The 13193-nt window shown below is 57.3% G+C and carries 9 protein-coding genes; 4 read left to right on the top strand and 5 right to left on the bottom strand.

Annotated elements, in window-relative coordinates; translation table 11 throughout:
* Positions 1–72 precede the first annotated feature (72 nt).
* Genes C4K39_RS24695 through C4K39_RS24710 form a run of 4 tightly spaced genes read left to right on the top strand, consistent with a single transcriptional unit; the run spans position 73 to position 5170 of the window.
* The gene (locus tag C4K39_RS24695; protein WP_124347640.1) at positions 73–1251 is read left to right on the top strand and encodes an acetyl-CoA C-acetyltransferase; all 1179 of its coding nucleotides are present in this window, start codon (positions 73–75) and stop codon (positions 1249–1251) included.
* A gap of 11 nt (positions 1252–1262) precedes the next feature.
* Positions 1263–2237 carry an NAD(P)H-dependent flavin oxidoreductase gene (locus C4K39_RS24700; RefSeq protein ID WP_124347641.1) on the top strand — a complete coding sequence of 325 codons (975 nt, stop codon included), beginning with the start codon at positions 1263–1265 and terminating at the stop codon, positions 2235–2237.
* Between the two features lie 9 nt (positions 2238–2246).
* Positions 2247–4370, top strand: coding sequence for a 3-hydroxyacyl-CoA dehydrogenase NAD-binding domain-containing protein (locus tag C4K39_RS24705; protein WP_124347642.1), 2124 nt, complete (start codon positions 2247–2249; stop codon positions 4368–4370).
* Positions 4371–4402: 32 nt separating this feature from the next.
* A complete protein-coding gene (locus tag C4K39_RS24710) occupies positions 4403–5170 on the top strand; it encodes a 3-hydroxyacyl-CoA dehydrogenase (RefSeq protein WP_124347643.1) in 768 nt (255 codons plus the stop codon).
* Positions 5171–5262: 92 nt separating this feature from the next.
* Here C4K39_RS24710 and C4K39_RS24715 read toward each other — a convergent pair whose 3' ends face one another.
* The 5 genes from C4K39_RS24715 to C4K39_RS24735 all read right to left on the bottom strand — a co-directional run bounded on the left by C4K39_RS24715 (position 5263) and on the right by C4K39_RS24735 (position 13183).
* Positions 5263–7944 carry a winged helix-turn-helix domain-containing protein gene (locus C4K39_RS24715; RefSeq protein ID WP_124347644.1) on the bottom strand — a complete coding sequence of 894 codons (2682 nt, stop codon included), beginning with the start codon at positions 7942–7944 and terminating at the stop codon, positions 5263–5265.
* A gap of 102 nt (positions 7945–8046) precedes the next feature.
* Positions 8047–8205 (bottom strand): rubredoxin, encoded by a 159-nt coding sequence (locus C4K39_RS24720; protein WP_083456857.1) that lies wholly within the window; start codon positions 8203–8205, stop codon positions 8047–8049.
* Positions 8202–9092: a fatty acid desaturase gene (locus C4K39_RS24725; protein ID WP_124347645.1), complete on the bottom strand. Its 891-nt coding sequence runs from the start codon at positions 9090–9092 to the stop codon at positions 8202–8204. Before C4K39_RS24725 ends, C4K39_RS24720 begins: the two co-directional genes overlap by 4 nt.
* 156 nt (positions 9093–9248) lie before the next feature.
* Positions 9249–11864, bottom strand: a complete 2616-nt coding sequence (locus C4K39_RS24730; protein ID WP_053130015.1) for a LuxR C-terminal-related transcriptional regulator — start codon at positions 11862–11864, stop codon at positions 9249–9251.
* Between the two features lie 95 nt (positions 11865–11959).
* Complete coding sequence (locus tag C4K39_RS24735; protein ID WP_053130012.1) at positions 11960–13183, bottom strand: NAD(P)/FAD-dependent oxidoreductase; 1224 nt, start codon at positions 13181–13183, stop codon at positions 11960–11962.
* Between the last annotated feature and the right edge of the window lie 10 nt (positions 13184–13193).

Genomic DNA, 13193 nt, shown 5'->3' on the forward strand with positions numbered 1-13193 from the left:
CCCATCGCGCTGCGGCGCTGGAAACCCGCCTGCCGCAAAGCAGGTTGTCAATTTGGGATGAGGACAAAAGAGATGAGCCAAGCGTATATCGTTGCAGCAGTGCGTACCGCGGGAGGACGTCGTAACGGACGCTTGTCCGGTTGGCATCCAGCGGATCTGTCCGCTCAAGTACTCAATGAGTTGGTCTCCAGGGTCGATGTCGACCCGGCACGAATCGATGATGTGATCATGGGATGCGTCAGTCAGATCGGCGAGCAATCCAACAATATCGCTCGTAACGCGATCATGTCCTCGATGCTGCCGGAAAGCGTGCCAGGCACCAGCCTCGACCGCCAATGCGGTTCTTCACAGCAAGCCTTGCACTTTGCCGCCCAAGCCGTGATGTCGGGCAGTCAGGACGTGGTCATAGCTGCCGGTGTCGAGAGCATGACCCGGGTGCCTATGTTCCTGCCCAGTACGTTGCCTAACGAACACGGCTACGGTCTGTACGTCGGCCCAGCGATAGAGGAGCGTTATCCAGGGATACGTTTCAGTCAGTTCAGCGGTGCTGAGCAAATGGCCCAGAAGTATGGCCTGAGCCGTGAGGATCTGGATGGTTTTGCTTTGCGCAGCCATCAGCAAGCGGCACGTGCCGTCGAGGCGGGAGCGTTCCGTAATGAAATCCTGCCGTTATTGGTCCGTGCCACTGGCGAGGGTAACGTTGATCACCTGCACCAGGTAGATGAGGGCATCCGTTTTGACGCAACCCTGGACAGCATCTCCAGCGTCAAACTGTTGCATGAAGGCGGAGTGATTACTGCTGCCAACGCTAGTCAGGTTTGCGATGGCGCGTCCGGAGTCATGGTGGTCAATGAGCGAGGGCTCAAGGCTCTAGGAGTGGAACCCTTGGCCAGGATCCATCACATGAGTGTACTGGGCCATGATCCGGTGATCATGCTCGAGGCGCCCATTCCTGCGACTCAGAGAGCCTTGGAAAAGTCCGGCATGCGGATCGACGACATCGATTTGTACGAGGTCAACGAGGCCTTTGCTTCGGTACCACTGGCCTGGTTGAAAGCACTTGGCGCGGACGCCTCTCGACTCAATGTGCATGGCGGTGCTATCGCCCTGGGCCACCCGCTGGGGTCTTCGGGCACCAAATTGATGACCACCCTGATCAACGCCCTTGGCGTGCATGGCAAGCGATATGGCCTGCAGACCATGTGCGAAGGCGGTGGCATGGCCAACGTCACCATCATCGAGCGGTTGTGAGGAGTTTGACCATGAGAACCCGGATTACCGAGCTTCTGGGAATCGAATTCCCTATCGTACAAGGCGGCATGCAGTGGGTGGGACGTGCAGAAATGGCCGCGGCCGTCTCTAATGCTGGAGGCCTGGGCATGCTGACCGGCCTGACTCAACCAACACCTGAGGATCTGCGCAGAGAAATCCAGCGGACCCGGGATATCACCACAAAACCCTTTGGCGTGAACCTGACCATCTTGCCTTCGGTGAACCCACCACCTTACGCCGAATATGTCGAGGCAATCATCGACAGCGGGGTAAAGGTCGTGGAGACCGCGGGTAACAGTCCTAAGGAGTTCATTGCTCGCTTCAAGGCGCATGACGTGAAGATTCTGCATAAGTGCACTTCGCTACGCCATGCCTTGTCTGCGCAGCGCAATGGGGTGGACGTAGTATCCATTGACGGCTTCGAGTGTGCCGGTCATCCCGGTGAGGACGACGTGGGTGGCCTGGTGCTGATTCCTCTGGCCGCTAGTGCTCTGGAAATCCCGGTGATCGCATCCGGTGGAATTGCTGATGGCCGCGGCCTTGCCGCAGCACTGGTGCTGGGGGCCGAGGGCGTGAATATGGGTACGCGCTTCTGCGCGACCGTCGAGGCACCGATTCATCAGGCCGTCAAAGAGGCTTTGCTGGGCGCCAGCGAGCGTGAAACCAACCTGATTTTTCGCACCTTGCATAACACCGGTCGCGTCCTGAAAACACCGGTATCGAACGAGGTGGTCAGCCTTGAACGCCGCGAAGGTGGTTGCGAATTCAAGGACATCCAACATCTGGTGTCCGGCCAGAAGGGGCGCCTGGCCCTGGAGACTGGGGACTTGAATGCCGGGTTGGTATGGGCCGGACAGGTCGTCGGCTTGATTAACGACATCCCCACTTGCGCGGAGTTACTCAAGCGCATCATTACAGAGTGCCGTGGGCAGCTTGCCCTGGCCAATCGCTTCTTTACCAACTGAGGAGGGCGCATGTATCAAGGTAAGACACTCAGACTCTCTCCATTGGCGGATGGCCTGATCGAACTGTGTTTCGATCGCACAGGCGAATCCATCAATAAGCTGGACAAGCTTGCGGTACGTGAACTGCGCGAGGCACTCGAATCAATTGCCGATGACTCAGCCGTACACGGCCTTTTGATCACCAGCGCCAAGGATGTATTTATCGTCGGTGCAGATATCAGCGAGTTCTCCAGCTTGTTTGCCCTGTCAGCCGAGCAGATCAGTGCTGATGTCAGGTGTTCCAACCAGGTGTTCCTGGCGCTGGAAAACCTGCCAGTACCGACTGTTAGCGTCATCAATGGTTACGCCCTGGGAGGAGGGCTCGAGCTGGCCTTGAGCACGGATTTGCGTGTGCAATCTAGCCGTGCCGAAATTGGGCTTCCGGAAGTCAAATTGGGGCTGATTCCCGGTTTTGGCGGCACTGTACGTCTTCCGCGAGTAGCAGGAGCCGCTACTGCTGTGCGGTGGATGGTGAGCGGAGCGCAGATGCCAGCCAGGGATGCGTTGGCTTATGGTGTGGTGGATGCCATTGCCGACCCGCACGAACTACGAAATGTTGCCTTGAACCTACTCCAGCAAGCCGTGCGCGGAGAACTGCAGTGGCGCGAGGCCCGTGGACGCAAGCAGCAGCCAGTAGTTACCAGTGAGCAAGACCTCCAGCTACTCCAGCGTGAGCGTGAGCGTCAGCAGGCGCAAGGAGGTCAGCACCTGCCTGCGGCACGAATCGTTGTCGAGTTGCTTCAAGATGCATTGCTATTGAACGGGCATCAGGCACTGGAGCTCGAGTCGAGAGTTTTTGGCCAGATAGCCAAGACCCAGGCCGCCTCGAGTCTGGTACAGGCATTCCTCAATGAACAGGCGCTGAAGAAGAGCCTGCGACAGTATCGGGACGGTGCCTCTCAAGTATCGTGTAGTGCCGTATTGGGGGCCGGAATCATGGGCGGCGGCATCGCCTATAGCAATGCGATCAAGAGCATCGATACCAAGGTCAAGGACATCTCACCGAGTGCTTTACAAACATGCATGAATGAGGCCCGGCGTCTCGTCGACAAGGGCGTCGCAGCCGCGCGAATGAACAGGACAACGGCCGAGGCAGTTTTGGCGCGCATCACCCCTTCGCTGGACTACCAGGGATTCAATGACGTACAGCTGGTTGTCGAGGCCGTGGTGGAGCGCCTGGACATCAAGCGCGAAGTACTGAGTGAACTGGAATCGCAGGTAACACAGGAGTGCGTTATCGCGACCAACACGTCCTCGCTGTGTCTGCATCAGATGGCCAATACGCTTCAGAACCCGGAGCGCCTGGTGGGTTTGCACTTCTTCAATCCTGTGCCACAAATGCCATTGGTGGAGGTGGTACGTGACACGCATACCGATCGCGCAAGCTTAGGCACAGCCGTTCAGTATGTCTTGGCTCTGGGCAAGACACCTATCGTCGTCAGCGACTGCCCAGGCTTCCTGGTCAACCGCGTATTGACTCCTTACATTCTGGCGTTCCTTAAATTGCTCAGCGAGGGCGTGGAGTTCCAGCGTATTGACCAGATCATGGAAGCGCTCGGCTGGCCCATGGGACCAGCCTACCTGAACGATGTGGTCGGCCTCGATACCGCGGCCCATGTTTTTCGCGCCATCGGCTTGGCCTATCCGCGACGCATGCAAGCGGAGCTCAGCAGATACCTCGACCTATTGGCCAGGTTCGGTCGTCTGGGGCAGAAAAGTGGCGCAGGTTTCTATCTCCACCAACGTGATGCTCAAGGACGGCCCCACAAAATCCCTTCCAGTGATATTCAAGCGCTCTTAGGTATCTCCCCTGTAGGTGTTTCCCGGGTTAGCGATCAACAAATTGTCCGCCGGCTGATGCTACCGATGTTGCTGGAGGCTGTGTATTGCCTGGAGGAGGGAGTGGTGGCCAGCGCCCATGAACTCGATACCGCACTGACCCTGGGCCTTGGCTTCCCCAAGCATATGGGCGGTCCATTGCAGTGCATCGATTGGTTCGGTGCGACGCAGATCGTGGAGTGGACGCAGGCAGCAGGGCTCGAACTGCCTGAGCGGCTCCGAGGCGCTGGCGTACAACAAAAATTCTTCGACTGAATGTCGGCTCACACCGTAGGGGAAGTTTTAGCATGCAAGTACAAGGTAGGGTTTTTCTCGTCACCGGCGGAGCTTCTGGCCTTGGTGCCGCAACGGCAGAGCATCTGATCAGTGCAGGTGCCAAGGTCGTGATAGCGGATATGAACAGCGAGACGGGTGAGAGGCTGGTCAGCCGTCTCGGTGACAGTTGTGCCTTTGCCAAGGTCAATGTCACCTCGGCAGATCAGGTCCAGGATGCAATCCAGTTGGCCGTTGAACGATTCGGCGGTTTACATGGGGCGATCAACTGCGCCGGGATTGGTAATCCGGAAAAAGTCCTGGGCAGGCAGGGCCCACATCGTCTGGAAAGCTTTGCAAAGGTAATCGAAGTCAACCTGATCGGCACTTTCAACGTTATCCGACTCGCCGCACTCCAGATGAGCCTCAATGCTGGCAATGAGCAGGGCGAACGAGGTGTCTTGATCAACACGGCTTCGATCGCAGCATTCGATGGTCAGATTGGCCAGGCTGCCTATGCCGCTTCCAAAGGTGGTGTCGTCGGCCTGACCCTGCCAGTTGCTCGCGAATTGGCAAGTAGTGGCATTCGAGTCTGCACCATAGCCCCGGGGCTGTTTGCCACTCCAATCCTCGAAATGCTGCCTGAGGAAGCCAGAAAAGCCCTGGGAGACCAGGTCCCTTTTCCTTCTCGGCTAGGCTACCCCGAGGAGTTCGCTCAACTGGCCCGGCACATCATCGAGAATCCGATGCTCAACGGAGAAACTATCCGCTTGGATGGTGCCCTTCGGATGCCGCCGCGTTGATCTGAGCCAACCAAGCATAAGCCGGCTTCAGGGCCGGCTTTTGTCTGAGAGTGAGGGCAGAGAACAGGTGGGCCGCCCATGCTCGGGATCGCTCATATCCAACCATGTCGCCGAGCAATGGCCACAGCCTCGGTTCTTGAGTGGGCATCGAGTTTGGAATGAATACGACGCAGATGGGCTTTGACCGTGGTTTCAGAAAGATAAATTTTGTCGGCTATCTGCCGGTTGCGCAGTCCTTCGGCTATGTAGTGCAACACCTGCAGCTCTCGTTTACTCAATGGCTCGATAACAGCAGTGGTTGACGTGGGTTGCTTGCGCGAAGGCTGCTTAGCCGGCGACTCCTCTACAAATTGTCCGAACAGTCGTTCAACGAAATCACTGCTGACCCCTTCCGGTAAAGACAGATGCAGGTGTCGCGCCCGCCAAATGCGCAGCAGCGGTTGCAGAGTTTCACCCTCGTCCAGGAAGCTGCGCAGGAAGCCTTCGTTGCCGGCCAGTTGCAGTGCCTGGGTAACTTGTTGCAGTGCAGCTTGTTGCTTGCCCTGGGAGTTCAGGCCGGTAGCCAACAACAACTCCAGCTTCAAGCCGCGACGCAAGCGCATCTCCTGTCGAGCCTGAATACAGGCTCGGCGAATGTCTTCCTCCACGGTGGCTGCCCGACCGTTGGCGATTGCCAGACGCCAACGCATCATTTGAGGTGTTTCGATATCCTGGGCCGGCAAGCTGTAGCCTGTCAGAGACAGCCAGAACGGCATGCTCTCGACTTCACGGACGATTCGTTCACTGAGAAACAGGTCGCCATGCAGCCAATACAGCCTGGCTTGCTCCAGGCGCGCACTAGCGCGAACCCGAGGAAGATCAAGATCGAGGCCAATATTTTCAAGCTCTATGAGATGGCGTAAAGCAGTTTCCCGGTCCGCTTCGGTGGCCGCCAGGCGCGAGAGTAGTACATAGGAAAGGATCAGGGCATCGACGTGACCGTTTTGACGTGCGTAGGGGAGGCATTCGCCAATCAGGCGCCGTGCCTGGTCGAGTTGATTCATCTCATACAACACTTCGGCCAGGGGGGCGCCGATCATGGCGCGTCCACCTGGCACGCCTTTCTGTCCCTCACGCCAGGAACTGCGATAGCTGGTCTGCAATCGAACCTGTGCTTGGACCAGCCGTCCTTGGAGCAAATCGATCCACCCCTCGTTATAGTCGCTGATGGTCCGTATGAACGTAGTGTGCAGCATGGTTTGCTGGCCGCAGGTCTGAGCCAGCAATTGGCGAGCCTCATCGTAGCGGTTGGCGGCAATCATATGGTGCGCCTGAACTGTGGCCAGGAGGCCTCGTTGTAATGAGTATCCACTCGGCAGCTGTGCTAGCAGCTCGCGACTAGCCTGAAAACATGCCGAGATACGATCACTCATTGCCAGCATCAGGCATTCCACTGTCTGCGCATGGACTGCGTCCGAAGGTGATTGCTGCTTGATAGCCGCGATATGCGCACTAGCCTCAGCATGGCGTCGATTGAGTATCAACGCCCAGGCGCAAGACAAGCGCAGACGTGGATGCCGGGCGAGCAGTTCTGCTGGCAACTGGTCGAACCAGCGCAGCAAACGTCGCACTCGGCCTTGTTCGAGCAGCGCCGGAGCATGCTGTTCCAGCAATTGCATCGCGGCCTCAGGGGAGTCGGCCAAGAGCAGGTGGTCGATGGCGCAAGCCGGTTTGCCTTGCTGGACGAACCATTGCGCCGCTCGGTGCTGCAACTGTCCATAACGAGCCGCAGATTGATGCCGCAACTGATTGCGCAGGTAGCTGGCGAACAGGCTGTGATAGCGATAAAAACTACCTTGGCCATCGAGGGGCAGCAGGAACAGGTTGTTGCGCAACAACCAATCCAACATCTCTTGACTGTCCTGGCGCTGCATCAGCCAGTCGCAAGCCGGCGCACTGAACTGTTCGAACACACTGCTGGCGATGAGAAACTCCTGCTGCGCCGGTGACAGGCGTCGCAAGATATCTTCGGTAAGAAAGTCCGCCAGCTCACAATGGCGCCCTGAAAAGTGCTCCAGCAGATGGGCTGGATCATCATGTTTGGGCAAAGATAGAGTCAGCAGTTGAATGGCCGCTACCCAACCCTCGGTCCGGGAGTGCAACAGAGCAATCTGCGGGGGAGCTAATTGCCGCGGCAAACGGGCGTGCAGCAGGCGGGTAGTTTCCTCAAGACTGAGGCACAGTTGTGTTCGGGTGATTTCCAGCAACTGACCGTGGGCCCGCAGAGTCGCCAAGCGTAGTTGCGGCACCTGTCGTGAGCTGATCAGTACTTCGCCGTGGGGCGGTAGATACTCGAGCAACTGTTGCAGCAGGGCGAGAACATCCGGGGCCTGAATCACCTCGAACTCATCGAGCAGAATGGAAAACGGATGGTTGTACAAAGCCAGTTGTTCGAGCAGTCCGGTAGCATCTACAGGCCTCTGTGCCCGGGCATTCCAACCTACTTGCAGATGGCGCACGAAGCGCTCGAGGTCGTTGTCTGCGGCATCGAGACTCAACCAGAGCGTGCGTCGCTGTTCCCGATGACAAACCGCCAGATATTGCAGGAGCAAGGTTGTCTTGCCGAAACCGGCAGGGGCATGCACCAGTACCAGCTTGCGAGGGGTACGGTTAGCCAATCGACCCAACAAGGCAAGACGGAGTTCTTGTTGAACCGGCTGCTGGGGAGGCTGTAGCTTGGACATTACAAGTTGCGGGAAGGATTGCGCGCAGAGTGGGCGGGCAGGGATATTCATTCTCGACTCCTGATCGTCGGGCCTTGTGGTCAGATCCGAGGATGGTTGTTCTTCTCGACAGGGGTCGGAGAGGGCGGGCGCCCCCTCCTGATGGGATGTGGATCAGATTTCGTCGAAATCGACCTTGGTCGCTCCACAGTCAGGACACATCCAGTCATCCGGCACATCGCTCAGTGGCGTTCCGGGAGCGATGCCATCTGCCGGCAGACCGGCAGCCTCGTCGTAGATGAATGAGCAGTAACGGCATTGCCAGCGCTTCATGCTGCATCCCTCCGGGTCCGGCTGGATTGGCTTACAGGACGCAAGCCGAAGGTGTTGACAATCAATGGATGCTTGGCCATGTGCTCGGCCTGCCTTAGCTCCCATAACTTGATCATGTTGTAGAAGGGGGCGGTGGGGTACAGGTGATGCATCAGGTGATAGTTCTGGTAGGCCAACAATGGCGTCAACAGCCACTCCGCACCTGGACGGATGTTGGAGGCGCGATATTCATCCTCCTTGGCGGTGCTCTGGAAGGGCTCGTGGGGCAGATAGACGAAGGCCATGACGAACAGGAAGGAGCTGATACGGGTCGGTAGAATCCACAACATCAAGGCTTCTAGTCCGTAACCGGCCAGCGTCAGGGCAAGCAAGACGGCGATAATGACACTGAAATGGATGATCAGTCGTGGCAGGAACTTCCTTCGCATGGCCGCTGGCGCACGCATGAAGAAATACTTGGTGTAGTAGTAATCGAAATTGCTCCAGCGCAGGGGAAACAGCCAGTCCATCTTGTGCCCGAAATGGTCGGGGTCTAGGGCGTTGTCGTTGGTGAAGCGATGATGCTGCATATGGATAAAGCGAGCGACATTGAACGGTGCAATCGGGCCGAAGAAGAACATACCAACATGGCCTGGCAGTTCGTTGATCCACTTGATACGCGAAACTGCGCCATGGGAGGCATCGTGTACGCAGCTGAACAATAGATAGATGACCAGGCCATTGATGATCGTTCCCGTCCATAAGGGGATAGTGCCTGCCAAAGCCAGGTAGTCCACCAGGCCAAGGATACTCAGTGAACCAAAGAACAGCAGCACGGTAGGCCATGCCAGCAAGGGGGCGTCCATCAGTTTACGGAACTGGGTAGAGTCGCGGGTGCCAGTACTCATAGTGTCTCCACGGCGTTTGCCAACGTTGTTTTTGTGAAGTCACTTTGGCATTGGGCCAGCAGGGGAAACCTAGGAAAAAGTCTGGTTCACCTTCAGGGGAAAAGCTCTGGATCGGTCGACTCATTACAGTCGCTTGGGGCCGTTGGTAGACAGCGGTCATGTTCCTTGATCCAGCAATTGCAGATGACGAGCGGCGACCAAGGCCCCGGAGCGGTTCTTGACCCCCAATTTTCCGTAGATGTTGTAGACATGCCACTTGACCGTGGCCAGGGATATGAACAATTGATCGGCGATCTGTTGGTAGGTCAACCCGGATTCGAGCATCGCCAATAACTCCATTTCCCGTCGTGATAGCGGTTCAGCCAAATGGGGTGCCTGTGCTCTGGGGTGCGCAGTCAGTTGCAAGGCATCGCATAGTCGGACAAACAGTTCGCGCTCCGTTGAGGGCAGCTGTTGTTGTTTGCTATTGCACAGCCACTGCAAGGTCGGGCTCGAAAAGCGGTTGAGGTCGAGGAACACGCGATAGAGGTTGTGTTCACGCGCGACCCTCAGCGCAACACACAGAACCTTGTTTGCTTCAACCGGGCTTTCGGCTTTTGCCAGCAACGAGGCCTTGATAATCAGCACTCGGCAATGCAGCAAGGGTTGGAGTGCCAATGCTGGCTCAGCCAACAGGTGTTCGTAATCTGTCCGGGCTTTTAGCCACTGCTCTCGGGCGCAGTTGAGCAGTAGCTCGATATAGACTTGGTATAGCCTTGGCACAAGCCGCGTATCCTGATGCGTCTGTTCGGCCATCAGTTGCTCCAAGGCATCTGCGACGATCAGTGCTTCGTTGGTACGCCCATGATCCAGCAGCAACTCGATACGCTGCTGATGCAGTGAGCTTTCCAGGCGAGGGGGGTAGACCGCACTGATCACCTGAGCATCATCGAATATCTGTAACGCCTCCCCCAAACTGGAGCGCGCGGCTAGACGGGCTCGTACTGTCACCCCGGCCAAAGCGCTCTCGATCAGGCCATGGTCCCTTATATGCCGATAACCGATCTCGACGTAGTCGGCGGCCTCGTCCAGATCATTGTGTTCGTAGGCGACTCGCGACAACAGCAGCGCGCAGGTGGAAAGAATCGCTGAATGCTCGCCAATCTCCCGAGTGGCCAGGTAGAACTGTTCGTTGAGCAACAGACGCGCACGGTTGTAATCACCGAACTCCAACTGGTACAGGGCGTTGAGTAGGTTCACCCAGATCTTGCCGTATACGCTGTCGGAGCGCTGTATGGCCGATATGGCTCGGCTCCCAGCGTTTGCCGCACCTTTGCAGTCGGCATCTAAGCGTCGTGCGATCATCTGGGCGCTGGCGATGACCGCAATGTCGAAGGTGTCGGCATCCTGATACCGCTCCAACCAACGAGCCGAGCACTCAATCACACCTACGGTGCGGTCCTGGAAGATTGCCAATGCCACTTCCAACGCTTCTAGCCTGGACATATAACGGCGGCGCTCCAGTGGTGAGAGCCCAACGTTATCGCGGACGGCGCGAGCCAGCTGACAGATGCGTTCATGAGCCTGTTCCCAGCAGTAGGAGAAGGCCAGCGACCAGGTTGACCAGTACACCAACTCGTTCAGTTCAAACACGGGGCCAACTTGCAGGTCGCGAGTCCAACCGACGATGGTCGGTAGCTCGCCAAGGTTGCGTACAAGAGTCTCGCTGGTCTTACTGATCACCAGGCGGGCCACTCGAGGTTCACCGCTGGCTCGCGCATAGTCAGCGGCAAGCCGATATCGCTGATTGCGAATGGCCCAGCGGGTGGCTCGTACCAGTAGCTTGCGCGGATGGAGTTCGGGCGAATGTTTTTCAAGCAGGAACTCCCGGAACAAGGGATGCAGCCGGTATTCGTTGAGATTACGATCGCAGGCCTCAAGAAACGCCCCCGCTTGGTATAGGCCTTCCAATTCTCGCTGACTATCTTGTCGTTGCAGCGCAACATCACAAAGTTCACCACAACCTTTTCCAAGTACGGCAAAAGCACCGAGAAAAACTTGCCGTTGAAGATCCAGATGGGCCAGTACTTGTTCTTCAAAGAAGAGCCGAAGACCTTGGTCTCGCCCGGAAAAACTCACCAACCTGGCTGCGCGTTTTTTGTCTCTTGCCAGCAGCCCGCAAAGATTCACCGCCAGTGGCCAACCCTCGGTACGTTGGTATAGGTCCTCGCGTTGACTGCCAGGTAGCTCCGGACCGAGTACCAAGGTTGTTTCTTCGGCGCTGAAACTGAGCTGGGCGCTGTCGATACGGTGCAACTGACCTCGCATCTCCAGCAGGGATAGCTTTACTGCCGGCTGGTGCCGACAAGCCACAGCAATATGCAAGCGCGGTTGGTTGAGTCGTAAGACGCGCTCCAGAAGGGCTGTTCCAGGGCAGCTCTCTTTGTATTCATAGCTGTCGATGAAAATCACCAGCGGTGCCTTGAGATCCAGCAGGCGTGCCAGAAGAGACTCAGGCGTGGCAGCGATTCCGGGAAACTGTCGGCAAAGCGTTTGCAACAGCGTATCGCTGCCGACTCCAGGCCATTGCTCGGCCGAGACCCATATCCCTTGGGCGTTGGCACGATGGATATGCTGCATGCAGTAGGCGAGTGCTGTGCTCTTGCCATAACCTGCCGGCGCGCAGAGTAAGGTAAGGCGATGTGTCGTGAGTGTGCTTAACAGCCCATCGTAAAGGTGGCGCGGGATGAAGTTGACGGGTAGATCAACGGAGGAGGGCAGGCCGATCTTCATGGTTCTTGTTCTTATGGGTCAATAGTGGCTAATCAAGTCGTGACAGCCCTGGCCTGTATCGTTCAAGCGCATCCATGCGCAGGCGGTGAAGCCATTCAAGCAGGTAGGGCAGATAGTGCGACATTGATATCACAGGACTCATCGGCCAGCTTGGTCGGATCGACTGGCCTTGCCGTCGCAATCAACCGCTTGCAGGCAATGAATTCCTTGGGACGGTTTACGCAAAGGGCACTGAGTACCACTGCATCGCGCAAATAGAACCGACAAAAGCTGCCTGTAGCAATGTCCCCACGTTGTACCACGCGCTCGTATTCATCGACCACTCCAGCGATCTGCAGGCGGGTGGCGTACTGGTCCGACCAGAACCAAGGCAGGGCATCATGGCGACGTTCATGGCCACATAAGGTCGCGGCTGCCACTCGTGCCTGATCGCTAGCGTTGGCTAAGCACTCCAGACGTACCAAGCGCTGCAGGTGGGCGCTCGGGAAACGAGTGCAATCACCTGCTGCGACGATTTCCGCATCCGATGTACGGGCAGAGCTATCAACCAGGATGCCATCATCGACGGCCAGCCCCGCATCCTCCGCGAGGCCCACATTGGCCTTTACACCGACGCCGATTACAACGATGTCTGCCGGATAGTGAGTGCCATCCGTGCATAGCACGGCCTCGACATGTTCCTTGCCTACCAGTTGGCTGACCTGACAGCTCGTGCGGATTGTCACGCCATTATCCTGGTGCAACGCCTCGAAGAAGGCCGATACAGGCTCGTCGACACTGCGTCCCAGGATGCGTGGCGCGGCCTCCAGCACGCAGACTTGCAGGCCCAACTGACGCAAGCTGGCAGCGGTTTCCAGGCCTATGTAGCCCGCACCGATAATCACCACGTTACGAGCTCCAGGAAGCTGCGTGCGTAGCCGATCCGCATCGGCGTGATCACGTAGATAATGCACGCCTTGTAGGTCACTGCCTTCGATACTTAGGCGCCGGGGGCTGGCCCCAGTACAGAGCGCAAGCTTCGTGTATGCCAAGCGCTGCTGGTTATCCAACAGGACCTCACGCACTTGGCGATCGATCCGCACCACACGGGTCGAAGCCAGAAATTCTATTTCATGTTTATCCAGGCTTGCCTGTGGGTGGATGATGGCCAGATCGGCTTCGTTTTTGAGATAGGACTTGGACAGGGGCGGACGATGATAGGGGAGACAGGCCTCCTCGCCGAGCAACAGGATACGCCCCTGCCAACCTTCCTGACGCAAGCCAATGGCCAGTTGAATGCCGGCATGGCTAGCACCGACAATGATGCAAGTATCATTCATTAGCTTTTCC

This window comes from Pseudomonas sessilinigenes (genome assembly GCF_003850565.1).
GTDB classification, from domain to species: domain Bacteria; phylum Pseudomonadota; class Gammaproteobacteria; order Pseudomonadales; family Pseudomonadaceae; genus Aquipseudomonas; species Aquipseudomonas sessilinigenes.